Genomic DNA, 23585 nt, shown 5'->3' on the forward strand with positions numbered 1-23585 from the left:
TTTGTCTCGGTCGCGTGTGCGGCTTTGACGGTGAAGCATCAAGCGTTATCCGCAAATGCCATTAGCCCGGCTGAGGGCCGGGCTTGGCAGAAGCTTGCTACGAACGTCTGTGTATTAGTACAGACGAACGGCGCGGCGCTGTTCGCGCTGAACTTTCTTGGCGTGACGCTTAACAGCGGCTGCTGCTTTACGCTTACGCTCAGAAGTAGGCTTCTCGTAGAATTCGCGGCTACGAACTTCAGCCAGTACACCGGCTTTTTCGCAGGAGCGCTTGAAACGACGCAGAGCTACGTCGAAGGGTTCGTTCTCTTTTACTTTGACGGCTGGCATCCAGAGCTACCTTCATTCATTACCGGGGTCAACATCCTCGTGGCAAAAGAGCACTTGAAGACGTCGGTTTTTAAGGGTTGCGGATGTTAACCCCTCATCGCTCGGAATGCAAAGCCTCTGATCGAAAACCGCTAGTCGGGGCATCACATGGCGACTATTATGCGCGCCTTCGAATTCAGCCTAAACAAGGCGCAAACCCATGCTAGTACTGGGATTAGAAACCTCCTGCGACGAAACTGGTGTCGCATTATATGACAGTGAACGCGGCCTGCTGGCCGACGCGCTGTTCAGCCAGATCGACCTGCACCGCGCCTATGGCGGGGTCGTGCCGGAGCTGGCCTCGCGTGACCACGTTAAACGCATGCTGCCCTTGATTCGTCAGGTGTTGGCCGAAGCTGACTGTGTGCCGACCGAGATCGACGCCATCGCTTATACCGCGGGTCCTGGCCTGGTCGGTGCCTTGTTGGTGGGCGCTTCCTGCGCTCAGGCACTGGCCTTCGCCTGGGGTATTCCGGCGCTGGGTGTGCACCACATGGAGGGTCACCTGCTGGCGCCGATGCTGGAGTCACAACCGCCGCAATTCCCGTTCGTCGCTTTGTTGGTGTCTGGCGGTCATACGCAGCTGGTTCAGGTCGACGGGATCGGTCAATACACGCTGTTGGGCGAGACCCTCGACGATGCCGCCGGTGAAGCTTTCGACAAGACCGCGAAGATGATGGGCCTCAATTATCCGGGTGGCCCGGAAATCGCTCGGCTGGCGGAGCAAGGGGTTGCAGGACGTTTCACTTTCCCGCGTCCGATGTGCGACCGCCCGGGCCTGGCTTTCAGTTTCAGTGGCTTGAAAACCTTCGCCCTGAACACCTGGCAGCAGAGCGTCAGCGCCGGGGACGACAGCGAGCAAGCCCGTTGCGACATCTCGCTGGCGTTCCAGCAGGCCGTGGTGGAGACTTTGACTATCAAGTGCAAGCGTGCCCTGAAGCAGGCCGGTATGAAGCGTCTGGTGATCGCTGGCGGCGTTAGCGCCAACAAGGCGCTGCGTGCCTCGCTGGAGAAGATGCTTGGCGACATGAAGGGCGATGTTTTTTATGCGCGTCCGGAGTTCTGCACCGATAACGGCGCGATGATTGCCTTTGCCGGCTGCCAGCGCTTGCAGGCCGGGCAGCACGAAAGCCTGGCGATCAGCGTGCAGGCGCGTTGGCCGATGGAGCAATTGTCGGCGCTGTGATGAGCAGCGCTCATGCCCGGTATTTAAAAATGCCGTTCGCGCCCGGCAAACAGGTCGCGTAGATTGCCCCGATGACGCCAGACGATCAGTCCCGTGAGTGCGCTCATGGGCAGCAGTGCCGCCGGTTCTTGCCAGGCCAGTAGCGGCAGGGTCAGCGGTGTAGCGATCAAGGCCGCCAGTGAGCTGGTGCGAGTCAGGTAGAACGTCAGCAGCCAGGCGCAGACCGCCAGCAGTGCGGCGGGCGGGTAGAGGCCCAGCAGCATGCCGGCAGAGGTGGCGACACCCTTGCCGCCGCGGAAGCGAAAGTACAACGGGAACAGGTGACCGATGACGGCACAGACGCCGATCCAGGCCTGTTCTTGAAGCGAAAGGCCCGCAACGCCGGCGATCAGTACGGGTAGCAGACCTTTGAAGAGGTCACCGATCAAGGTCAGGACGGCGAGTTTTTTTCCGGCCAGGCGCAACATGTTGGTGGCGCCGGCATTGCCCGAGCCACTCATTCGCGGATCGGGGTTACCGGTCAGGCGGCTGAGCAAAATGGCGAAGGACAGAGAGCCGAGCAGGTAGGCGAGGGTCGCCAGTAACCAAAACATGCTAACTATTCCGGGCGAGGACGCCCTGATTCTAACGGCGCATTGCGCCCTTGTCGTGCAGCGGAGAAAAGTGCTTGGACAGAGTGTTTATCGAGGGCCTGGAAGTCGACACCGTGATTGGTGCCTACGACTGGGAGCGAGGCATCCGACAGTGCTTGCGTCTTGACCTGAGTTTCGCCTGGGATAATCGCCCGGCCGCCGCCGGCGATGACCTGACGCTGGCGCTCGATTACGCCAGTGTGTCGTCGCGTATCCAGGCCTTTGCCGAGCAGGCGCAGTTCCAGCTGGTCGAGACGTTCGCCGAGCGTCTGACAGAAGTCCTGATGAGCGAATTCAACATCACCTGGATGCGCCTCAAGCTGACCAAGCCAGGCGCCATCCCGGCTGCCACGGGTGGTGTGGGCGTGGAGATCGAGCGCGGATGTCGCTGACTCAGGTGTTTCTCGGGCTCGGTAGCAATATCGAGCGCGAATCCCATTTGCAGGCTGGCCTGGAAGCCTTGGCCGGTTTCCTGGTGGATATACGCTGCTCGGCGGTGTTTGAAAGCCAGCCGGTGGGGATCAAGAGCGGGCCATTCTTCAATTTTGTGGTGTCGGCTTTTACCGATTTGCCGCTGATGGAGCTGGATCGCCGGCTGAAATTCATCGAGGCGGACAACGGCCGTTATGCGCCGGATCGCAAGGGTTTGCCGCTGGATATCGACGTGCTGCTGTTCGGCGATCTGGTGGGCAACTTTGATGGCTTGATCCTGCCGCGGGCAGAAATTCTGAAAAATGCCTTTGTGCTGTGGCCGTTGTCGCTGATTGCGCCAGATCGCGTGCATCCGGGGGTAGGCAAGAGCTTTGCGACGTTGTGGCGTGAGGCGCAGATTGATCAGGTGTTGGCGCCGGTAGCGTTTGAGTGGCGCGGCGAGCAGCTGACCCCATCGAATTTGTTGTGAGGCGAAAGAAGCCTTCGCGAGCAAGCCCGCTCCCACAGGGATTACATAGAGCCTGTGGGAGCGGGCTTGCTCGTGAAGCTTTTCAGGCGGACGCCGCGTCTTTGTAAGCCTTCAACGCCTTGAGCCGCTCTCGCTTGATCGCCTCACCCAATTCCGGTCCTTTGAATCCCTTCTCCAGCAACGGCTGAACCGCCACGGTCCGAGCAGCATTTGCCGCGCCGCGCAAATAATCAGCCTGTGGATAACTTCGCTGCTCCAGCCCTTTACGTCCTCGGGCGTCCATCTCGCACGCCGCGATAAATTCCTCGAACCGCTGCGGCCGACGGTAAACGTCAAAGCTCTGCAGCAACTCCAGCAAAGTCGACGGCTTCAGCTCCAGGGCGCGATGGCCGTGGGTGTGATATTCGCCCACCAGCAGAGCCAGTTCCTGACAGTCCTTCGGCGCCTTGAAGCGTTCGTTGACCGCTTTGATCAGCTTCAAGCCCTTGTGCTCATGAGCAATGTGTCGCGGCCACTCTTCCTCGGGTGTCAGTCCCTTGCCGAGGTCGTGCAGCAGGCAGGCCCAACGCACGGTGAGTGGTTGTTTGTGCCGCGCCGCTTGCTCCAGCACGCTCAAAGTGTGCACGCCTGTGTCGATTTCCGGGTGGTGGGCTTCCGGTTGCGGTACGCCGAACAGGGCATCGACTTCCGGCATCAATACCTTGAGAGCGCCACACTCGCGCAGCACTTCGATGAACACCCGTGGCTGATCTTCCATCAGGGCGCGGGAGATTTCCTTCCAGCTGCGTTCGGCGGTCAAGGCTTCCAGTTCGCCTGACTCGCTGAGTTGGCGCATCAGTTCCAGTGTCTCCGGCGCCACGGTGAAACCGAGCCCCGCGTAACGAGCTGCGAAGCGGGCAACGCGCAGAACCCTGAGCGGATCTTCGGCAAACGCGGGGGAAACGTGACGAAGCAAGCGCGCCTCAAGATCGCGCTGACCGTGGTAAGGATCGGTCAGGTTCTGTTGATCGTCTTCGGCCATGGCATTGATGGTCAGGTCACGACGGATCAGGTCTTCTTCGAGGGTGACTTCGGGGCTGGCGTGAAAGGTAAAGCCGCCGTAACCGCGTCCGCTTTTACGCTCGGTCCGGGCGAGGGCGTATTCCTCACCGCTTTTTGGATGAAGAAACACCGGGAAATCCGCACCCACCGGGCGAAAGCCCTTGGCGAGCATTTCTTCAGTGGTGGCGCCAACCACAACCCAGTCGATGTCGGTGACAGGCTTGCCCAGCAGGCGATCGCGTACCGCACCGCCGACTTTATAAATCTGCATAAAAAACCTCCGTTAGCTCGACAGAATAACCTTTGCGTCGAACTTCCGGAGGCCGAAACGGGATCAAAGATGGATAACGGCCAGGTCAAGTCGCCCGTAATCACCTTCAGCGTGCTCGCCTCTGGGCGGAACGTGGTGGGTTTTCATCACCTGGTCGCCTTGCAGGGTTTCCAGATGAATATCGAAGCCCCAGAGACGGTGCAGGTGTTTGAGCACTTCCTCGGTGGACTCGCCCAGCGGTTTGCGGTCGTGTTGCTGGTGACGCAAGGTCAGCGAGCGGTCACCACGCCGGTCGATGCTGTAAATCTGCACGTTGGGTTCCCGATTGCCGAGGTTGTACTGTGCCGCCAGGGTTTCACGGATGATGCGGTAGCCACCTTCGTCATGAATGGCCGGGACCAGCAGATCCTCCTTCTGGTCGTCATCAAGAATGCTGAACAACTTCAGGTCACGAATCACCTGGGGTGACAGGTACTGCAGAATGAAGCTTTCATCTTTGAAGCTGCTCATGGCGAACTTGATGCTCGACAGCCAGTCGGTGCCGGCAATCTCAGGGAACCAGCGGTAGTCCTCTTCGGTAGGGTGTTCACACATGCGGCGAATATCCCGGTACATGGCAAAACCCAGGGTGTAGGGGTTGATGCCGTTGTAGTAGGGGCTGTCGAAGCCGGGTTGGTAGACCACGCTGGTGTGGGACGTCAAAAACTCCATCATGAAGCCGTCGGTCACCAGGCCTTCGTCATACAAGTCATTCATCAGGGTGTAATGCCAGAACGTGGCCCAGCCCTCGTTCATCACCTGAGTCTGACGTTGCGGGTAGAAATACTGAGCGATCTTACGCACGATCCGCACGATTTCCCGCTGCCATGGCTCCAGCAATGGTGCGTGTTTTTCGATGAAGTAGAGGATATTTTCCTGAGGTTCGGCGGGGAAGCGCGCGTTGTCCTTGTCGCTGTACTTGTCTGCACCTTTTGGAATGGTCCGCCACAGATCGTTGATCTGTTTCTGCAAATGCTCTTCACGGTCCTTTTGCCGACGACGTTCTTCTTCGGCGGAAATCGGATAGGGGCGTTTGTAGCGATCGACCCCGTAGTTCATCAGGGCGTGGCAGGAATCCAGCAGGTCCTCGACTGCGTCGATACCGTGGCGCTCTTCGCACTGCATGATGTATTGCTTGGCGAAGACCAGGTAATCGATGATCGAACTGGCATCAGTCCAGGTGCGGAACAGGTAGTTGCCTTTGAAAAAGCTGTTATGCCCGTAGCAGGCATGGGCGACGACCAAAGCCTGCATGCAGATGGTGTTTTCTTCCATCAAATAGGCGATGCACGGGTCCGAGTTGATCACGATTTCGTACGCCAGCCCCATCTGGCCGCGACTGTAGGATTTCTCGGTGCTGAGGAAGTGTTTGCCGTAGGACCAATGGTGATAACCCAGCGGCATGCCGACGGAGGCGTAGGCGTCCATCATTTGCTCGGCGGTGATCACTTCAATCTGGTTAGGGTAAGTATCGAGCGCGTAGCGAGCTGCCAGACGACTGATTTCTTTGTCGTAGGCCTGAATCAGCTCGAACGTCCATTCGGAGCCGGTGGAAATGGGTTGGCGCTTCTGCTCTTTGGCGGTCATGTCACTAACCTGCGCTGGAAGAGTTCACGGAAGACCGGATAGATATCCCCGGCCGAGACCAGTTGTTGCTGGGCAAAAGTGTCAGAGAAGGCTTCGGCGATGCGTTCGTACTCGAACCAAAGGGCCTGATGTTCGCGCGGGGTGATCTCAACGTAAGTGTAGTACTGCACGAACGGCATGATCTGGTTGATCAGAATGTCGCGGCAGATTGGCGAGTCGTCGTTCCAGTTATCGCCGTCGGAGGCCTGGGCGGCATAGATATTCCACTCATTGCTCGGATAGCGTTCGGCCATGATCTCCTGCATCAGCTTCAAGGCGCTGGAAACGATGGTGCCGCCGGTTTCGCGAGAATAGAAAAACTCCTCTTCGTCCACTTCCCGGGCACTGGTGTGGTGGCGGATGAACACGACGTCGATCTTGTCGTAGTTACGCTTGAGGAACAGGTACAGCAGGATAAAGAAACGCTTGGCGATGTCCTTGGTCGCTTGGGTCATGGAGCCGGACACGTCCATCAGGCAGAACATTACCGCCTTGGAACTGGGGTTGGGTTGCTTGATGAGCAGGTTGTACTTGAGGTCGAAGGTATCGAGGAACGGTACGCGATGAATGCGCGCACTGAGTTTTTCGATTTCTGCTTCAACTTTCTGAATATCGCCGAAATTGTCTGGCTCATCACGCTTGAGTCGCAGCAGTTCTTCTTTGGCTTCGCGCAGTTTTGCCCGGCTGCTGCCGGACAGGGCGATTCGCCGTGCATGGGCCGAGCGCAAGGTGCGGATGATGTTGATCCGCGACGGATTGCCCTCGTTACTGATCCCGGCACGAACGGTCTTGAAGGTGTCGGTGCCGGTCAGGTTGCGCTTGACCAGGTTCGGTAGTTCAAGGTCCTCGAACATGAATTCGAGGAATTCCTCCTGGGTGATCTGGAAGACAAACTCGTCCATCCCTTCACCCGAGTTGCCGGCCTTGCCGGGGCCTCTGCCACCGCCACCTCCGGGCGGGCGGGCGATGTGTTCTCCACTGGTGAATTCCTTGTTGCCCGGGTGTACGACGGTCTGCTTGCCACCGCGACCGTGGTGAAGCACCGGCTCATCAATGTCGCGGCCGGGGATGCTGATCTGTTCGCCGTGTTCCATATCGGTAATGGAGCGCCGGCTGACCGCCTCTTCGACAGCCTTTTTGATGTGATCACGGTAACGCCGCAGAAACCGCTGACGGTTCACCGTGCTCTTGTTCTTGCCATTGAGACGTCGGTCGATCACATAGCTCATGACTGCTCCTTAGAAGCTGTCCTGAAAGGGGCGAGCGGTTATGCAGCATCGACGGTGCCAAGGGATGTTCACGCTCCCCCAAGCGCTTTTGGACGCTGACTGAACCTCGCTACCGACTTTCGAACACCTCCCAGAGGTCTGTGTAACAGAAAATGCGTACACAGGCCTCTGGCTGACGACAACCGGTCTGACCGGCAGCGGGTTATTGTGATTTTCTGACCCGCAGGTACCACTCGGACAGCAGTCGTACCTGTTTGTCGGTGTAGCCCCGCTCGACCATCCGTGTGACGAAGTCGTTGTGCTTCTGCTGGTCCTCTTTGCTGGCCTTGGCGTTGAAGCTGATGACTGGCAGGAGGTCCTCGGTGTTGGAGAACATTTTCTTCTCGATGACCACCCGCAGTTTTTCGTAGCTGAGCCAGGTCGGATTCTTGCCGTTGTTATTGGCCCGGGCGCGCAGTACGAAGTTGACGATTTCGTTGCGGAAATCCTTCGGATTGCTGATGCCGGCCGGTTTTTCGATTTTCTCCAGTTCTTCGTTCAGCGCTACGCGGTTGAGGATCTCGCCGGTTTCCGGGTCGCGGTATTCCTGGTCCTGGATCCAGAAGTCGGCGTACAGCACATAGCGATCGAAGATGTTCTGACCATACTCGCTGTAAGACTCGAGGTAGGCGGTCTGGATCTCCTTGCCGATGAATTCGATATAACGCGGTGCCAGGTACTCCTTGAGGAAGCGCAGATAGCGTTCGCGGGTTTCCGCCTGGAATTGTTCCTGTTCGATCTGTTGTTCCAGCACGTACAGCAAGTGCACCGGGTTGGCGGCGATTTCGTGCGGATCAAAGTTGAACACTTTCGACAGGATCTTGAACGCGAAGCGGGTCGACAGGCCGTTCATGCCTTCGTCGACACCCGCGTTATCGCGGTATTCCTGGATCGACTTGGCCTTCGGATCGGTGTCCTTGAGGTTTTCGCCGTCATACACGCGCATCTTGGAGTAGATGTTGGAGTTCTCAGGCTCTTTCAGTCGCGAGAGTACGGTGAACTGGGCAAGCATCTTCAGGGTGTCAGGCGCGCAGTGAGCCTTGGCCAGGGAACTGTTGAACAAGAGCTTGTCGTAGATCTTCACTTCGTCGCTGACCCGCAGGCAATACGGCACTTTGACGATGTAGATCCGGTCGATGAAGGCTTCGTTGTTTTTGTTGTTGCGGAAGGTGTGCCATTCAGATTCGTTGGAGTGGGCCAGCAGGATCCCGGTAAACGGAATGGCTCCCAGACCTTCGGTACTGTTGTAGTTGCCTTCCTGTGTGGCGGTCAGCAGTGGGTGCAGCACCTTGATCGGTGCCTTGAACATTTCGACGAATTCCATCAGGCCCTGGTTTGCCCGGCACAGTGCGCCCGAGTAGCTGTAGGCGTCGGCATCGTTCTGCGGGAACTCTTCCAGTTTGCGGATATCGACCTTGCCCACCAGTGCCGAGATGTCCTGGTTGTTTTCATCTCCCGGCTCGGTTTTGGCCACTGCGATCTGGTTGAGGATCGACGGATACAGCTTCACCACACGGAACTGGCTGATGTCGCCGCCGAATTCGGCGAGGCGTTTGGTCGCCCACGGCGACATGATGGTGTTGAGATAGCGCCGTGGAATGCCGAAGTCTTCCTCGAGGATCGCGCCATCTTCAGTGGCGTTGAACAGACCCAGAGGCGATTCGAATACCGGCGAGCCCTTGATCGCATAGAAGGGCACTTTTTCGATCAGCTGTTTCAGCTTCTCGGCCAGGGATGATTTACCGCCACCCACAGGGCCGAGCAGATAGAGAATCTGTTTCTTCTCTTCCAGGCCCTGAGCGGCATGGCGGAAATACGACACGATCTGGTCAATGCATTCTTCCATCCCGTGGAAGTCTTCAAAGGCCGGATAGCGGCGGATTACCTTGTTGGAAAAGATTCGCGACAGCCTCGAGTTGGCCGAGGTGTCGAGGAGCTCCGGTTCGCCGATGGCCAGTAACAGACGCTCGGCGGCGGAGGCGTAGGCGCTACGGTCGCTTTTGCACAGTTCAAGATACTCTTGCAGCGAGAGTTCTTCCTGGCGTGTGGACTCGAAGCGTTGTTGGAAGTGGCTAAAGATACTCATGACGTCACCTCGCTCGATACGTGGAGCCGACGCCGGATCATTCAGTCGATGCTGGCAGCGACCGAATATGCAGTCGCTGTTTACCCCCCAGAACTCTTTCGAAGCTGACTACCCCGAAAGCTACTCCCGATGACCCGCGCGCCGGTGTACCGGCTCTCCCCTGTTTTGGATGGCCTGCGCTTAAGGATAGTTGCTTATTCGACAGGTAAAGGCGAGATACGTAATTAGTTGTGGCAGACCGTTCGTCTGCCACCGCGCGAGCCCACGGGGACCGGGGCTTGCGCGTTACAAAAAAATTATTCGGAAGTGCCTTGCGCCGTTTCCGAAGGATAAGTCGTACGCCACAGCTCAAAGCCACCATCCATGCTGTAGACGTCGGAGAAGCCCTGGCTAATGAGGTACGCAGCGGCGCTCTGACTGGAATTGCCGTGGTAGCAGACCACCACTGTCGGTGCGTCGAGGTCGGCAGCGCGGATGAAATCCGAGATGGAGTGGTTATCCAGATGCTTCGAGCCGGCGATGTGCAGTGCGGCAAAGGTTGTTGGGTCGCGAACATCGACCACCACCGCGCCTTGTTCGCGCAGGGCCTGGGCCTGTTCCGGGGGGATACGTTTGAATTCGCTCATGGCGGGCTCCTGTGGCTCGGCTGAAAGCGCAGTCTAGCGCGGGGCGCTTGCTGACGATGGTTCGGGGATAAGTGTGGCGACTGGCGGCAGGGCAAGGCCATGCTCGTCGCATTTGCAAGACAGGCGTTCACCGCTGTCGACATTCATGAGGGTCAGGGCGCCACCCCAGACACAACCGGTGTCGAGGGCCGAGATGCCTGGCTCATTGCAGCGGCCTTCCAGAGCGGCCCAGTGGCCGAAGATGATCTTCAGGCCCCTGGTCTTGCGCTCTTTGTGCTCAAACCAGGGTTTGTAACCCGGTGGCGCATTGTCGAGGCCTTCCTTGCTTTTGAGGTCAAGCTTGCCCTCGGCAGTACAAAACCGCATGCGGGTGAAATAGTTGGTGATCACCCGTAGGCGTGTCACGCCTTTGAGGTCGTTGTCCCATTTCGCCGGATCGTTGCCGTACATGCCATCGAGGTAGGGCGGCAACAGGTTGTCATCGCGCAATGCCGTCTCGACTTCGGCGGCATACTTCAAGGCCTTGCGCAGCGACCACTGGGGCGGAATGCCGGCATGTACCAGGGCGACATTGCGTTGTTCGTCGTAGTGCATGAGCTTTTGCTGGCGCAGCCACTCCAGCAGTTCCGCGCAATCGGGCGCGGCGAGAATCTCGAGCAGGGTGTCGGACTTCTTCAGGCGTTCGATGTTTTTTCCGGCAGCCAGCAAGTGCAGGTCGTGGTTGCCGAGCACGCATACCAGCGATTCGCGGATGCTATAGAGGAAGCGCAAGGTGTCCAGGGACTGCGGGCCACGGTTGACCAGATCGCCGACCAGCCACAGACGATCCCGTGTCGGGTCGAAGGCGACTTGCTTGAGCAGGCATTGCAGTGCTTGAAGGCAGCCTTGCAGATCGCCGACGGCGTACGTTGCCATCAGTGCAGGGCTCCGGGCACCGCCAGGCGGAATGGGGCGATGATGGCGTCGAAGTGTTTGCCGTCGTCGGCAACCATTTCATAAGTGCCCTGCATCGTGCCGACCTTGGAGGTCATGACGGTGCCGCTGCTGTAGGTGTGGCTTTCGCCGACGTCGATCAACGGTTGCTGGCCAACAACACCGGCTCCGCGAACCTCTTCGACATGCCCGTCACCGTCGGTGATCACCCAGTGCCGCGACAACAGTTTGGCCGGTAGCTCGCCATTGTTGTGCACGGTGATGGTATAGGCGAAGGCAAAGCGGTTTTGCTCGGGTTGCGATTGTTCTGCCAGATAGCGGGTGACGACGCTGACGTCGACCTGGTAACGAGGATCGGACATGCAAGAGGCCTTAAACGAAGCGGAACGCGGGGCGTAGCTGATGGAGATCAGTCTAGGCCAAGTATCGGGTAGTAAACCAGACATGAAGGCTGGTGTCCTACCCGATAACGCTCATAGCCTGTCAGTCGGCGGCGGGCGTCTGTAGGACTTGTTCGCTGAGCTTGTCGGCCAGGCGCACGAAGGCGGCCAGATCGAGCTGTTCGGGGCGCAGGCTGCCATCAACGCCGGCGGCTTCGATTTCAGCGTTGCTCAGCAGCAGCTTGAGGGTGTTACGCAGAGTCTTGCGGCGCTGGTTAAAGGCTTCGCGCACGACACGTTCCAACAGCTTGTGATCCTTGGCCGGGTGCGGCAGCACCGCGTGAGGCACCAGGCGCACGATAGCCGAATCGACTTTGGGCGGCGGATTGAACGCGCCCGGACCAACGTTGAACAGGTGTTCAACCCGGCAGTGATACTGAACCATGATCGACAAGCGACCCCAGTCACCACCACCAGGGCCTGCTGCCAGGCGCTCGACCACTTCCTTTTGCAGCATGAAATGCATGTCGCGAATCAGACTGGCGTTATGCAGCAGGTGAAAAATCAGCGGCGTAGAGATGTTGTACGGCAGGTTGCCGACCACCCGCAGGCTGTTCGGCGCGGCATTCAGGCTGGTGAAGTCGAACTTCAGCGCGTCGCCCTGATGCAGGTTGAAATTGCTCTTGCTGGCAAATAGCTGGTTGAGGATCGGGATCAGATCCTTGTCCAGCTCCACCACGTCCAGCTGGGCGCCGCTGTTGAGCAGGCCTTGAGTCAGCGCACCCTGGCCAGGGCCGATTTCCAGCAGACGGTCTTCGGGCTTGGCGCGGATGGCGCGCAGGATGCGGTCGATAACGCCGGCATCGTGCAGGAAGTTCTGGCCAAAGCGTTTGCGCGCCTTGTGTTGGTAATGCTCGGTCATAAACGGGTCTCGGCCATCTGGTAGGCGGTTTCCAGGGCGACTTGCAGGCTGCCGGTATCGATTTTTCCGCTGCCGGCCAGGTCCAGGGCAGTGCCGTGGTCGACCGATGTGCGGATGATCGGCAAGCCGAGGGTCACGTTGACTGCCGCACCGAAGCCTTTGTACTTCAGCACAGGCAAGCCCTGGTCGTGGTACATCGCCAGCACTGCATCGCAGTGCTCCAGATACTTGGGGGTAAACAGAGTGTCGGCGGGCAGGGGGCCACGAAGGTCCATTCCTTCGCCGCGCAGGCGCTCTAATGTAGGTTCGATGATGTCGATTTCTTCATGGCCCAGGTGTCCGCCTTCGCCGGCATGGGGGTTGAGCCCACACACAAGGATGCGTGGCTGGGCAATGCCGAATTTTTCTTGCAGATCGGCGTACAGAATTCGCGTGACCCGTTCCAGACGCTCCGGCGTGATCGCATCGGCAATCTCGCGAAGAGGCAGGTGAGTGGTGACCAGCGCCACGCGCAATCCGCGAGTGGCGAGCATCATCACCACTTGTGCGGTATGGGTCAGGTCGGCGAGAAATTCTGTGTGCCCGGAAAAGGCGATCCCGGATTCATTGATCACGCCCTTGTGCACAGGGGCTGTGATCATGCCGGAAAAATGCCCGTCCAGGCAGCCTTGGCCAGCTCGGGTCAGGGTTTCGAGAACGAAAGCCGCGTTGGCCTTGTCCAGTTGCCCGGCAGTGACCTTGGCGTTGAGCGGTGTATCCCAGACATACAGGCTGTTGGCTGGTGCGGGTACATCCGGCCAGTTGTCCGGGGTTACCGGCAGCAAATCGACAACCACACCCAGCTGCACGGCCCGCTCAAGGAGCAGGTCGAGGCTGGTAATGGCAATCAGGGGATGTGGCTGGGCTTGCGAGGCGAGCAGCAGGCACAGGTCGGGACCTATACCGGCCGGTTCGCCGGGTGTCAGCGCGAAACGTTTGGGTTTCACTGCGCTGCCTGGTCTGCACCAGGGAGTTTGATCTCTACGTACGCTTCGTCACGGATCTGACGCAGCCAGGTTTGCAGCTCTTCGTCATATTTGCGGTTACGCAATACGGTCATTGCTTGCTGCTCGCGGGCCTGGGTGGTGCTGTCAGTGGCGCGACGGCCAAGGACTTCCAGAACATGCCAGCCATATTGGGTCTGGAACGGCTTGGACAGCTGACCTTGTGGGGTCTTGGCCATCACTTCGCGGAACTCGGGAACCAGTGCATTCGGGTCGACCCAGTTCAGGTCGCCACCGTTGAGGGCGGAACCCGGATCTTCCGAGAAGCTTTTCGCCAGTTCGCCGAAATCTTCGCCCGCTTCGATTCGGGTGTAGAGGGACTGAGCCAGGGCTTTGGTTTTTGCTTCGTCGCGGATCGGACTCGGTTTGACCAGGATATGACGCACGTGCACTTCATCTCGTGTCTGGGTCTCACCGCCACGCTTGTCGAGGATCTTCAGGATGATGAAGCCGCCCGGTGTGCGCATTGGCTGGGTAATGTCGCCGACAGCCATGGTGCTCAGCATGCGATCGAACGGAGGTGGCAGTTGACCGGCTTTACGCCAGCCCATGTCGCCACCTTCCAGTGCGGTTTCGCTGGCGGATTTGGCGATTGCCAACTGACCGAAGTCAGCGCCTTGCTTGAGCTGCTGGTAAACCGCGTCGGCCTGTTTGGCTGCATTCTGAATCGCGTCGGAGTTGGCGCTTTCCGGCGTAGGAATCAGGATGTTGGCCAAGCGGAATTCTTCGGACAGTTGCATTTTGCCAAGGTCGGAAGCGAGGAAGTTCTTCACTTCCTGTTCGGAAACCTGGATTCGCTCGGCCACACGACGCTGACGCACACGGCTGATGACCATTTCGCGGCGAATCTGGTCACGGGCGTCGTCGTAAGACAGACCGTCGCGAGTCAGGGCCGCGCGGAATTGATCCACGGACATGTTGTTGCGCTGGGCAATGGTGCCGACAGCCTGGTTCAGTTCTTCATCGGTAATGCGGATACCCGAACGTTCGCCGATCTGCAGTTGCAGGTTTTCGACGATCAGACGTTCAAGTACCTGCTGATCCAGCACGTTGGCCGGCGGTACGGCAGCACCGCGCTTGGCGATGGTTTGCTGAACTTCATGAACGCGTTGGTCCAGTTGGCTCTGCATGACCACGTCGTTATCGACAATGGCCACCACTTTATCGATGGACTGCACCGCGGCGTTCGCCGCGGTACCCAGGAACAGCGCGCCCAACACTAGCGGGCGCAGACAATCAGAAAGCTTGGTCTTCACGTTCACGATAACCTTGGATGCCTTTGTCGAGGAAGCTCTCTACTTTGGCGCCGGTGAGGCCGCCGAGACCTTTCAGAACGATTTGTAGGAAGACGCCGTGGTCGCCTTTTTCGTTTTCCGGGGCGTTCTGACTGAACTCGTCATACGAAACCCAGTAACGGTTGATCAGGCGCAGTTTCCAGCAGCAGTTGTCGTACTCGAAACCACCGAAAGCTTCCAGGGTACGGTTACGGTTGTAGTCATACTGCCAGCGGCTGATGGCGTTCCATTGCGGCACGATCGGCCAGATCACCGAGAAATCGTGCTGCTCGATCTTGTAGTAGTCCTTCACGTAGCCAGGTTGGCCCGGGGTGCCGTAGTCACCACCGCCCACTTGCCATTTACCGGTGTTCTGGTCGTAACGGACCTGGTCATTACGATAGCGATAGCCGGCGTTGATGACCTTGTTCGGGTTGTCTTCAGGCTGGTAATGGAACATCGCGCTGCCCGAGCGAGGGCTGCGGCTGTCCGGGTCCCAGTTGTAATCGGCCGTGGTGCGCCAATCACGGTTCCAGCGGTATTCGTATTCCAGCGCATACGGCGAGACATTAGCTTGCGCGTCCTGGCGGGTTTTTGCATCGATACCCGGCAACTGAACTTCACGATCCTTGAAATACATGGCCTGGCCGACGCTGATGCGTTGACGTTCAAAGCCATTGTCTTCGATCCAGCGGTTGGTTATGCCCAGAGACAGTTTGTTCTCGTCACCGACGCGGTCGGAGCCGGAGAAGCGGTTGTCACGGAATAGCGACGCGTAGTTGAAGGTGTATTCGCTGGTGTCGAACACCGGAATGTCTTCCTGATCCGTTTCAGGGACGTACAGGTAGAACAGGCGCGGTTCGAGGGTCTGGCGATAATTCTTGCCGAACCATTGGGTGTTGCGATCGAAGTACAGGCCGCTGTCGATGCTTGCAATCGGTACGCCACGGTTCTGATTGCTGCTGAAGGTACCATTGAGCTTTTGCTGCTCCGCGGTTTGCGCGTCAATCTGGCTTTTGCCGGTACCGTCCAGGTCCAGTTGGTACTGGGTGTACTGGTACTTGAGCGATGGCTTCAGGAAGCCATAAGTCCAGTCCAGCGGCAGGCTGACACCTGGCTTGAGATTCAAGCGGTCGCCGTTGGCACGTGCCAGTCCCGTAACGTTGTTATCAAGGCGCGGTTCAACAGTGCCATCTTCGTTTACGAAGTTACCGTTTTTCAAATCACGGTCGAAGCGTACGACTTCTGTCTCGTAGTCAAAATTCAGGCCACCAGGGTGAGTCGGCAACTGACCCACGAAAGTGATCTGCGGCAAGCGGTCATACGGCGTGATGTCCGAAACGGTTGCGAGCTGATAAGCCTGGGCGTTCACACGAGCGGTGTAGCTGTCGCCACGATAGGTGACAGACCCCTGCTGGTTCACATAATCAGAGCTTTTAACCCCGATCTGGTCGGTTTGCAGATCCTGGAAGTAATACGGATCACTGAGCTTGGTGTAATCGACTTGAGTCAGAACGCGCGAGTCGAGACCGCCCTTGTGTTGCCAGTTATACATGTAGCGGTTTTTTTGGTAATCGGTCTGACCACTGCGATCGGTGTCTTCGTCGTTGAGGTACGCAGCGCCGAACTGACCTTCGCTGGACGGGGTCAGGTAACGGAATTCGCCTTCCATCAACAGCCCGTGCTTGCTCATGTAGCGCGGGTACAACGTGGCATCGTAGTTCGGTGCCAGGTTGAAGTAATACGGTGTGACCAGCATGAAGCCGGTATCGCTGCCGGTGCCAATGGTCGGCGGCAGGAAGCCGGACTGGCGACGGTCGTCGATCGGGAAATAGATGTACGGCGTGTACAGAACCGGAATGTCCTTGACCCGCAGTGTCACGTTGGTCGCGGTACCGAAACCGGTGGCCGGGTTCAAGGTGATGTTGTTGCCCTTGAGCTGCCAGGCGTTGCTGTTCGGTTCGCACGTGGTGTACGTACCATCCTTGAGGCGGATGATCGCGTTCTCGGCACGTTTGGCGTACAGCGCATTACCGCGGATACGGGATTTATGCATCACGTATTCGGCGTTGTCGACCTTGGCTTCACCGGTGTCGAGCTGTACGTCGGCGTGGTCGCCAACGATCAGTGCGCCGTTGTCGCGAACACGGACGTTGCCGCTCAGTTCGCCACGGCTCTCGGCCTGGTACAGGTTCGCTTCGTCGGCTTCGACCTGCATGCTGCCCTGGCGCATGACCACGTCGCCCGCGAGGGTCGCGACCTGCTCATCCTGCTTATAGCGAGAGGCTTTGGCGCCGAGAAAGGTCGGAGCGTCACTTTTATTCGTCTTGTCATTCATGCCAGGACGAATGGGTTCGATATAGGAACCAGAGCAGTAAGGACCTGTTTCGGCCAATTGCGCTGCAGTGAGCTTCTCGCGCGGAACCCAGTCGAGGTGACTGTAGTCTTCGCTACGCGACTTCAGGCCACGGCCCTTGGATTCGGTCACCAGCACAGGCTTGGCACCGGTGTCTTGACTTAAACCGCTGTCAGCCGGAGTCTCGCCGCTGGTGCTTGCCGCCGCACTGCCGTCATGGACGGGGCGAGGTGGCAGCGCAGCTGCTGGAGATTTTGGCGCACAGTTCCAGGCACCCGAAGCAGAGACTGAGCAGTCATACTGTTCCGCGGCGACCACGAACGAAGTGGCTAGAGGTTGCAGGGCCAGCAGACTGCCGGTAACCAACAACGGAAATTTTTTACGAAACGCGGGGGATTTCAATGCCATCTTATTAGTCCGGGCTTCCTGCGTGCCATCTGCCCGCGGTGTGGGCCGCACGCCTCTCGATGGTCTGAAAAAGATGCTGGATAATAAAGCATGACCCGCTTGACGGCTAGCGCCGTCGGAGACCCTTGCAATGCCTGACCAAGATGTACGTTTGCAACACCTGAAAGTTTGGCTCGATGAGCAATTGGCTGTCCTCTTTGCAGAGCAGAATTGGGGTGTCGTACCCCCGGCCACGTTGACCGCGGCCAGTAGCGATGCGAGTTTTCGACGTTATTTTCGCTGGGAAGGCGAGGGCAGAAGCTTCGTCGTGATGGACGCGCCACCGCCCCAGGAAAACTGTAAACCCTTCGTGGATATCGCTTTTTTGCTGGCGAAATCCGGAATAAATGTTCCGAAAATTTATGCTGAAGACCTCGAACGTGGTTTTCTTTTGCTCAATGACCTGGGCAACAAGACTTACCTTGACGTGATCGACAGCGAAAATGCTGACGATTTGTTCGAGGATGCCCTGCAAGCACTGCTGGCTTTTCAGCAGTTGCCGATGGTTGCGCCGCTGCCAAGTTATGACGTGGCGCTGCTGCGCCGTGAGCTGGAGTTGTTCCCTGAGTGGTACGTGAAGCGCGAGTTGGGCATCGAGTTCGACTCGGCGCAGCAAATACTCTGGCAGAACGTAACTGAGCTATTGATCGACAGCGCGCTGGCCCAGCCCAAAGTGCTGGTGCACCGCGATTACATGCCACGCAACCTGATGCTCAGCGAGCCAAATCCTGGCGTGCTGGATTTCCAGGACGCAGTCTATGGTCCCGTGACCTACGACGTGACCTGCCTGTTCAAGGATGCGTTCCTCAGCTGGCCCGAGGAGCGTGTGCGCGGCTGGCTGCAAGCTTACTGGCAGCAAGCGGGCGATCTCGGAATCCCGGTTCAGCCCGACTTCGAAGATTTCCTGCGTGCCAGTGACCTGATGGGCGTGCAGCGGCACTTGAAAGTGATCGGCATCTTTGCCCGCATCTGCCACCGTGACGGCAAGCCTCGCTATCTCGGCGATGTGCCACGCTTCTTTGCTTATATAGACGCCGTGATCGCCCGCCGTCCTGAACTGGCCGAGCTGGATGTGTTGCTGCTGAGTCTACGTGCTGGAGTGAATGCATGAAGGCAATGATTCTGGCCGCAGGGAAAGGCGAGCGCATGCGCCCGCTGACCCTGACCACGCCGAAACCGCTGGTTCGCGCTGGCGGTATACCGTTGATCGAGTATCACTTGAAAGCCTTGGCGGTGGCGGGGTTTACCGAGGTGGTGATCAACCATGCCTGGCTCGGCCAGTTGATCGAAAACTACCTGGGTGATGGCTCGCAATACGGCGTACGTATTCAGTACTCGCCGGAAGGTGAGCCACTGGAAACCGGAGGCGGGATTTTCCGCGCGCTGCCGTTGCTGGGTGACGAGGCCTTTATGGTGGTCAACGGTGACATCTGGACCGACTACGACTTCAGCATGTTGCACCACCCCATCACCGGGCTGGCGCATCTGGTGTTGGCGGACAACCCTGCCCATCATCCGACTGGCGATTTCAGCCTGATCGACGGGCAAGTACGCGACGCTCAACCGGGCATTGCAACCCTGACCTACAGCGGCATCGCGGTCCTGCACCCGCAGCTGTTCGACGGTTGCTCCGCCGGCGCCTTCAAGCTTGCACCGCTGCTGCGCAAGGCCATGGCCGATGGACAAGTCACCGGCGAGCACTTGAAGGGACATTGGGTGGATGTTGGCACTCACGAGCGTCTGGCTGAAGTCGAAACCCTGTTAGAAGCGAGACGCTGACATGTTGTGGCCAGGGACTCTGATTGGAGCCGGAGCGGGCTTTTATATCGCCAGCATTCCGGGGGCCATGCTTGGCGCCTTGTTGGGGCAGGTGCTGGATCGGCATTTGCACATACAGAGCTGGGCGCACTTGCGAGAAAAACTCGGTGGCCGCCCGGTGCTGCGCAACGATGAATTGCTGTTTGTGTTGTTGGGACGCCTGGCCAAGAGCGATGGAAGGGTGGTCGAGGGCCATATCCAGCAGGCCCGTCAGGAAATGCGTTCTCTGGACATGACCGAGTCGGCCCAGCTCCGGGCCATTGCCGCGTTCAATCGCGGCAAGTCGGGAAATGACCGGTTGCGTGGGTATTTGCGCCGCTTGAGCGCTCAGCCTCATGCGGCCGAAGGCGTCTTGCGCGCCTGTTGGCGGATGATCTGGGCGGATGGCCGCGCCGGCAGTGCTGAACGAGAGCTGATCAGGCAGTGGGGTAAATGGCTGGGCTGGACGTCACAACAGGTGCAGGCTCTGGCAGCCGATTACGAGCAGCACAAGTTTGCACAGGCCAGCACCGCGCTGACCTATCAAGATGCTCTGCGGCTTTTGGGCGTTTCGGCGACCACCGAGCCGGCGCAGATCAAGCGTGCTTATCGACGCCTGCTGAGTCGCCATCACCCGGACAAGATCGCCGGCAGCGGTGCGACGGCGCTGCAGGTGCGCGAAGCCACTGACAAGACTCGCGAACTGCATAGCGCCTACACATTGATTCGCGCGCGGCGGGGTTTTCGTTAGGGCAACAGATTTGTAGTGTTTGTACGCCCCCTTCGCGAGCAAGCCCGCTCCCACATTTGTCCTGTGTATACCGGTCAAATGTGGGAGCGGGCTTGCTCGCGAAGGGGGCGACGCGGTCTATCAGTTGACCGCGTTCTGTGGATTCAACCAGCCTCGCACCCGCCGGAACAGCTGTTCTTGCTCAGCCTTGGAATTACCCGGCAAAGCCTTGAGCGAGACCTGACTGAACCCCGAAGTCTTCAAGCGTTTGCTGGCTTGCAAACGCTCCAGTGCCAGGTTGCGATCCAGCGGCTTGTCTATATAGAAGATGTCTGCGGTGGGCAGCTTCAGGGTCGTTGTCAGCTCGGCCAGCTCCGGTTTGGCTTTCACCGGCATCTGAGCGGCGACCATCACAAACTTCTCGACTTGCGAGGGCTGCTTCTCGCTCAGATAGCGCGCGGCCCAGTAAGCGCCAGTGCCATGCCCCAGCACGACAATGCGGCGAGCGCTTTGCTGTTCGGCGTAGGCAATCGCGGCGTCGATGCGGGCGAAGATTCGTTCGGCGTCGGCTTTGGCCTGTTCTTCGGTAGTTTCGGCGATCGCCTTGTCCGCCACCTCCGCTTCACCGCCCGCCGCTTGTTCGATGGGCGCGGCAGTGGTCGAGTTTTTGCTGCCGGTGTCAGCGGCTTTTGGTGTAGGTGCGATTTCTACGATACGCGGCGCAATGGCGTCGCTTTGCAGGTCCGGCAAGGTGATACTCAGGCTGCTCCACTCGGCGTCCGGCAATTTACGTCGCAATGGACCGATTGCTTGCGGCCAGTCAACGGTTTCGCCGGCGCCAGGGATGATAATCACCGCGCCTTTGGGGTCGGCGGTATTGGCCGGTTTCCACAAGGCCAGAAACGTGTCGCTGCCCGCTTGCAGTTGCTGCTGTTCCTGAGCCGGGATCTGTCGCTCAAGTGCAGACGCTTCTTCCTGACTACGCTCAAGCAGCGGCTGGCGCTCGACCGGTTTTTCTTCGGCGGGTGTTTCCGTAGTGGCAGGCGCCGGGTCAGCGGCCTCGACAGAAAAGGCGCAAGGCAGGATCAGCGACAGGCACAATGCTGGCAGTGCCAGGCGGTAGACAGGGGGCATCGGATATTCCAGGCCAGAAGTTATTCCGGCAGCCTAATGGGTTGGTCAGTATTTGTCAGTGTGTGAGATTTCGATGATGCGTTTTCGCTGCCTGTGGGTTATCGGCTGTTTGTGGTTTCCCTTGATGGGCTGGGCGGCTCCCGCGCCACCGGTGCACGTCGCGCAATTGTCCGCGGGCCAGCAGCAATGGCTGGCGCAGCATGGCGAATTGCGCGTGGGGCTGGTGTTGCAGGTGCCTTACGCCCAATACGATCGCCGCTTGCAGCGTTTGTCTGGGGTCAATGTCGAGCTGATGAAGTGGCTGGCAAAGGCGCTCAAAGTCGAGCTGAGCTGGCGCAACTTTCCCGACCTGGAGCAACTGGAAGCCGCCGCGCGCGAGGGTGACATCGACATCGCTCCGGGGCTGACCCAAACCCCCGGTGGCCTGCGGCTCTGGCAGTTTTCCGACCCGTATATGCGGGTGCCGCAACTGGTGGTCAGCGACCAGAAAAGCACTGGCGTGGTCGAGCTGGAAAAACTCGACAGCCAGACCCGCGTGGCCGTGCGCATGCCCGGCGCCACCGCCGATTACCTGCGCAGCAATTACCCGCACCTGAATCTTCAAGGCGTACCGATCGAACGCCAGGCACTGCAACTGTTATTGAGTCAGCAGGCCAGTTACGCCGTGGTCGACGAAGCGCAGTTGGGGCGTTTGTCTGCCGAGCCTGAGTTCGCCGGGCTGGTGGTGGTCGGTGATATCGGCTTGCCGCAACTGTTGCGGGTGGCCACGCGCCGGGATTGGCCGGAACTGGCCGGCATTGTTGAAAGCGCGCTGCGGGCGATCCCGGCCAAGGACCTGGAGCAGCTGCACAACCAATGGCTGCAACCCAAATACCCGCGCCTGACCGAGTCCCCGGGTTTCTGGCAAAACCTCTGTCTGTTGTTGGCGGTGCTGATGCTGAGCAGTATGGCCATCGTGTTCTGGCAGCGTCGGCAACAGCACAGTCTTGAGCATCGTTTGCGGGCCGCGCGCGAAGACATTGCCCTGCGTGCCGCCAGTGAAGAAGCCTTGCGCCTCACTCAGTTTTCCATCGACCAGAGCACTGTCGGCATCCTTTGGGTCAACTGGGACAGCCATGTGCGCTACGCCAATCGCGCGGCCGAAACCATGCTGGGTTATCCGGCGGGCGGGATCATTGATCGGCCGCTGATCGACTTCGAGCCCGGCTTGCACATGGATCGCTGGCTGAACCTGTGGAAACGCGCCCGGGCCAGTGAGGACGGCCCGCAAAGTTTTGAAACCAACTGCATACGGGCGGATGGCAGCAACCTGCCGGTGGACGTTTCGCTGAGCTTTTTGCGGTTTCGCGACAGTGAATACCTGGTGGTTTACCTCAATGACGTCACCGAGCGCCGTCGTGCATTGGCTGCGTTGCAGGAAAGCGAGGCGCGTCTGCAAGGGATCGCCGCCAACGTTCCAGGACTGGTCTTTCGTCTGGAACGGGCGCCGGTGACGGGGCAGATCGATTTTGCCTACATCAGTGAAGGCAGCGAGAGCCTGGTCGGTTACTCACCGGCTACCCTGGCCCATCGCGACAAAGGCCTGCGCAGCCTGGTGCACCCGGACGACAAGGCCAGTTATCACCAAACCCAGGACCATGCGCTGGACACCGACAGTGACTGGTCGTGGCAGGGACGGATTCTCACCCGTTCGGGCGAACAGCGCTGGGCCGAAATCAAGGCCATCACCCGCCGACTCGAAGACGGCGCCTATGTCTGGGACGGGATCGTCTGGGACATCAGCGAGAGCAAGCGCATCGAACTGGAACTGGCCAGTTCTCGCGAACAGTTGCGTGAATTGTCCGCGCACCTGGAGAGTGTGCGGGAAGAGGAAAAAGCCCGCATCGCCCGGGAAGTACACGACGAACTCGGTCAGATGTTGACCGTGCTCAAACTGGAAACCTCCATGTGCGAACTGGCCTACGCGCAGCTCGATCCCGGTTTGAACGAACGCTTGAACAGCATGAAGCGACTGATAGCGCAGCTGTTCCAACTGGTTCGCGATGTAGCCACGGCACTGCGGCCACCGATTCTCGACGCCGGGATCGCCTCGGCCATCGAGTGGCAGGCTCGCCGATTCGAGGCGCGCACGCAGATTCCGTGTCTGGTGCAGGTGCCGGAGAACCTGCCGGTGCTCAGTGATGCCAAGGCGATTGGCCTGTTCCGGATCCTTCAGGAAGCGCTGACCAATGTCATGCGCCATGCCCAGGCGCATACTGTCGAACTGACATTGGCGCTGGAAGGCGACGAGTTGTGTCTGACCGTCAGCGATGATGGCGTAGGATTTGTCCCCGCCACCGGTAGGTCAACCTCCTTCGGGGTGGTCGGCATGCGTGAGCGAGTGTTGATCATGGGCGGGCAATTGTCGCTTGAGAGTGAACCGGGTGAAGGCACGACCCTGAGCGTGCGAGTGCCGCTGGATGAGGCCTGAGGGTTTTGAGTTGTTTGGGCAGACGCCTTCGCGAGCAAGCCCGCTCCCACAGGG

21 protein-coding genes are annotated in these 23585 nt (G+C 58.9%); 7 read left to right on the forward strand and 14 right to left on the reverse strand.

Annotation, left to right across the window (positions count from 1 at the left end):
- Positions 1-114: 114 nt before the first annotated feature.
- Positions 115-330: a 30S ribosomal protein S21 gene (gene rpsU / locus IB252_RS14400; protein ID WP_002551877.1), complete on the reverse strand. Its 216-nt coding sequence runs from the start codon at positions 328-330 to the stop codon at positions 115-117.
- A 199-nt stretch (positions 331-529) separates the two neighbouring features.
- Between rpsU and tsaD the strand changes: the two genes are divergently transcribed.
- A complete protein-coding gene (gene tsaD, locus IB252_RS14405) occupies positions 530-1555 on the forward strand; it encodes a tRNA (adenosine(37)-N6)-threonylcarbamoyltransferase complex transferase subunit TsaD (RefSeq protein ID WP_111452551.1) in 1026 nt (341 codons plus the stop codon).
- A 23-nt stretch (positions 1556-1578) separates the two neighbouring features.
- Here tsaD and plsY read toward each other — a convergent pair whose 3' ends face one another.
- The gene (plsY, locus tag IB252_RS14410; protein WP_008147193.1) at positions 1579-2148 is read right to left on the reverse strand and encodes a glycerol-3-phosphate 1-O-acyltransferase PlsY; all 570 of its coding nucleotides are present in this window, start codon (positions 2146-2148) and stop codon (positions 1579-1581) included.
- A gap of 74 nt (positions 2149-2222) precedes the next feature.
- On the opposite strand from plsY, the gene folB reads away from it, so the two are divergent.
- On the forward strand, positions 2223-2579 hold the full coding sequence (gene folB, locus IB252_RS14415) for a dihydroneopterin aldolase (protein ID WP_008147194.1): 357 nt from the start codon (positions 2223-2225) through the stop codon (positions 2577-2579).
- Complete coding sequence (gene folK / locus IB252_RS14420) at positions 2570-3088, forward strand: 2-amino-4-hydroxy-6-hydroxymethyldihydropteridine diphosphokinase (RefSeq protein ID WP_008147195.1); 519 nt, start codon at positions 2570-2572, stop codon at positions 3086-3088. The genes folB and folK overlap by 10 nt, the downstream gene beginning before the upstream one ends.
- An 82-nt stretch (positions 3089-3170) precedes the next feature.
- On the opposite strand, the gene IB252_RS14425 is transcribed toward folK, so the two are convergent.
- From IB252_RS14425 to IB252_RS14475, 11 genes are all read right to left on the reverse strand, one after another.
- Positions 3171-4400: a multifunctional CCA addition/repair protein gene (locus IB252_RS14425; protein ID WP_192409271.1), complete on the reverse strand. Its 1230-nt coding sequence runs from the start codon at positions 4398-4400 to the stop codon at positions 3171-3173.
- Between the two features lie 63 nt (positions 4401-4463).
- Positions 4464-6026, reverse strand: coding sequence for a SpoVR family protein (locus IB252_RS14430; protein ID WP_074871405.1), 1563 nt, complete (start codon positions 6024-6026; stop codon positions 4464-4466).
- The gene (locus IB252_RS14435; RefSeq protein ID WP_008147198.1) at positions 6023-7294 is read right to left on the reverse strand and encodes a YeaH/YhbH family protein; all 1272 of its coding nucleotides are present in this window, start codon (positions 7292-7294) and stop codon (positions 6023-6025) included. Before IB252_RS14435 ends, IB252_RS14430 begins: the two co-directional genes overlap by 4 nt.
- A 202-nt stretch (positions 7295-7496) precedes the next feature.
- On the reverse strand, positions 7497-9419 hold the full coding sequence (locus IB252_RS14440) for a PrkA family serine protein kinase (protein WP_033056218.1): 1923 nt from the start codon (positions 9417-9419) through the stop codon (positions 7497-7499).
- A gap of 296 nt (positions 9420-9715) precedes the next feature.
- Positions 9716-10045, reverse strand: coding sequence for a thiosulfate sulfurtransferase GlpE (gene glpE, locus IB252_RS14445; RefSeq protein ID WP_134104566.1), 330 nt, complete (start codon positions 10043-10045; stop codon positions 9716-9718).
- Between the two features lie 33 nt (positions 10046-10078).
- Positions 10079-10960 (reverse strand): symmetrical bis(5'-nucleosyl)-tetraphosphatase, encoded by an 882-nt coding sequence (locus tag IB252_RS14450; RefSeq protein WP_192409272.1) that lies wholly within the window; start codon positions 10958-10960, stop codon positions 10079-10081.
- Positions 10960-11340, reverse strand: a complete 381-nt coding sequence (apaG, locus tag IB252_RS14455; protein ID WP_046052365.1) for a Co2+/Mg2+ efflux protein ApaG — start codon at positions 11338-11340, stop codon at positions 10960-10962. The genes IB252_RS14450 and apaG overlap by 1 nt, the downstream gene beginning before the upstream one ends.
- Positions 11341-11461: 121 nt before the next feature.
- Entirely contained in the window at positions 11462-12280 is an 819-nt protein-coding gene (rsmA, locus tag IB252_RS14460; protein WP_111452554.1) for a 16S rRNA (adenine(1518)-N(6)/adenine(1519)-N(6))-dimethyltransferase RsmA, read from the reverse strand.
- Positions 12277-13266 (reverse strand): 4-hydroxythreonine-4-phosphate dehydrogenase PdxA, encoded by a 990-nt coding sequence (pdxA, locus tag IB252_RS14465; RefSeq protein WP_192409273.1) that lies wholly within the window; start codon positions 13264-13266, stop codon positions 12277-12279. The genes rsmA and pdxA overlap by 4 nt, the downstream gene beginning before the upstream one ends.
- A complete protein-coding gene (gene surA, locus IB252_RS14470) occupies positions 13263-14579 on the reverse strand; it encodes a peptidylprolyl isomerase SurA (protein ID WP_192409274.1) in 1317 nt (438 codons plus the stop codon). Before surA ends, pdxA begins: the two co-directional genes overlap by 4 nt.
- The gene (locus tag IB252_RS14475; protein ID WP_192409275.1) at positions 14560-17361 is read right to left on the reverse strand and encodes an LPS-assembly protein LptD; all 2802 of its coding nucleotides are present in this window, start codon (positions 17359-17361) and stop codon (positions 14560-14562) included. The genes surA and IB252_RS14475 overlap by 20 nt, the downstream gene beginning before the upstream one ends.
- Positions 17362-17491: 130 nt before the next feature.
- On the opposite strand from IB252_RS14475, the gene IB252_RS14480 reads away from it, so the two are divergent.
- The 3 genes from IB252_RS14480 to IB252_RS14490 are packed head-to-tail and all read left to right on the forward strand — an operon-like array spanning position 17492 to position 19948.
- Positions 17492-18511 carry an aminoglycoside phosphotransferase family protein gene (locus IB252_RS14480; protein ID WP_192409276.1) on the forward strand — a complete coding sequence of 340 codons (1020 nt, stop codon included), beginning with the start codon at positions 17492-17494 and terminating at the stop codon, positions 18509-18511.
- Positions 18508-19179, forward strand: a complete 672-nt coding sequence (gene murU / locus IB252_RS14485) for an N-acetylmuramate alpha-1-phosphate uridylyltransferase MurU (RefSeq protein ID WP_192409277.1) — start codon at positions 18508-18510, stop codon at positions 19177-19179. Before IB252_RS14480 ends, murU begins: the two co-directional genes overlap by 4 nt.
- Before the next feature lies 1 nt (position 19180).
- Complete coding sequence (locus IB252_RS14490) at positions 19181-19948, forward strand: TerB family tellurite resistance protein (RefSeq protein ID WP_192409278.1); 768 nt, start codon at positions 19181-19183, stop codon at positions 19946-19948.
- A gap of 120 nt (positions 19949-20068) precedes the next feature.
- Here the strand turns inward: IB252_RS14490 and IB252_RS14495 are convergent, their stop codons facing one another.
- A complete protein-coding gene (locus IB252_RS14495; protein WP_192409279.1) occupies positions 20069-21061 on the reverse strand; it encodes an alpha/beta hydrolase family protein in 993 nt (330 codons plus the stop codon).
- 73 nt (positions 21062-21134) lie between these two features.
- Between IB252_RS14495 and IB252_RS14500 the strand changes: the two genes are divergently transcribed.
- Positions 21135-23531 (forward strand): PAS domain S-box protein, encoded by a 2397-nt coding sequence (locus IB252_RS14500; RefSeq protein ID WP_192409280.1) that lies wholly within the window; start codon positions 21135-21137, stop codon positions 23529-23531.
- Positions 23532-23585 lie beyond the last annotated feature (54 nt).

The sequence above is a fragment of the Pseudomonas sp. PDM10 genome (assembly GCF_014852295.1).
In the GTDB taxonomy this organism is placed as follows: Bacteria; Pseudomonadota; Gammaproteobacteria; order Pseudomonadales; family Pseudomonadaceae; genus Aquipseudomonas.

Bases quoted from the DNA above. Each gene is read 5' to 3' on its own strand.
- IB252_RS14435 (WP_008147198.1), bottom strand. From the start codon at position 7,294: ATGAGCTATGTGATCGACCGACGTCTCAATGGCAAGAACAAGAGCACG.
- IB252_RS14425 (WP_192409271.1), bottom strand. From the start codon at position 4,400: ATGCAGATTTATAAAGTCGGCGGTGCGGTACGCGATCGCCTGCTGGGC.
- IB252_RS14440 (WP_033056218.1), bottom strand. From the start codon at position 9,419: ATGAGTATCTTTAGCCACTTCCAACAACGCTTCGAGTCCACACGCCAG.
- folK (WP_008147195.1), top strand. From the start codon at position 2,570: ATGTCGCTGACTCAGGTGTTTCTCGGGCTCGGTAGCAATATCGAGCGC.
- IB252_RS14475 (WP_192409275.1), bottom strand. From the start codon at position 17,361: ATGGCATTGAAATCCCCCGCGTTTCGTAAAAAATTTCCGTTGTTGGTT.
- glpE (WP_134104566.1), bottom strand. From the start codon at position 10,045: ATGAGCGAATTCAAACGTATCCCCCCGGAACAGGCCCAGGCCCTGCGC.
- IB252_RS14495 (WP_192409279.1), bottom strand. From the start codon at position 21,061: ATGCCCCCTGTCTACCGCCTGGCACTGCCAGCATTGTGCCTGTCGCTG.
- IB252_RS14430 (WP_074871405.1), bottom strand. From the start codon at position 6,026: ATGACCGCCAAAGAGCAGAAGCGCCAACCCATTTCCACCGGCTCCGAA.
- plsY (WP_008147193.1), bottom strand. From the start codon at position 2,148: ATGTTTTGGTTACTGGCGACCCTCGCCTACCTGCTCGGCTCTCTGTCC.
- apaG (WP_046052365.1), bottom strand. From the start codon at position 11,340: ATGTCCGATCCTCGTTACCAGGTCGACGTCAGCGTCGTCACCCGCTAT.
- IB252_RS14490 (WP_192409278.1), top strand. From the start codon at position 19,181: ATGTTGTGGCCAGGGACTCTGATTGGAGCCGGAGCGGGCTTTTATATC.
- rpsU (WP_002551877.1), bottom strand. From the start codon at position 330: ATGCCAGCCGTCAAAGTAAAAGAGAACGAACCCTTCGACGTAGCTCTG.
- tsaD (WP_111452551.1), top strand. From the start codon at position 530: ATGCTAGTACTGGGATTAGAAACCTCCTGCGACGAAACTGGTGTCGCA.
- rsmA (WP_111452554.1), bottom strand. From the start codon at position 12,280: ATGACCGAGCATTACCAACACAAGGCGCGCAAACGCTTTGGCCAGAAC.
- IB252_RS14480 (WP_192409276.1), top strand. From the start codon at position 17,492: ATGCCTGACCAAGATGTACGTTTGCAACACCTGAAAGTTTGGCTCGAT.
- IB252_RS14500 (WP_192409280.1), top strand. From the start codon at position 21,135: ATGATGCGTTTTCGCTGCCTGTGGGTTATCGGCTGTTTGTGGTTTCCC.
- IB252_RS14450 (WP_192409272.1), bottom strand. From the start codon at position 10,960: ATGGCAACGTACGCCGTCGGCGATCTGCAAGGCTGCCTTCAAGCACTG.
- murU (WP_192409277.1), top strand. From the start codon at position 18,508: ATGAAGGCAATGATTCTGGCCGCAGGGAAAGGCGAGCGCATGCGCCCG.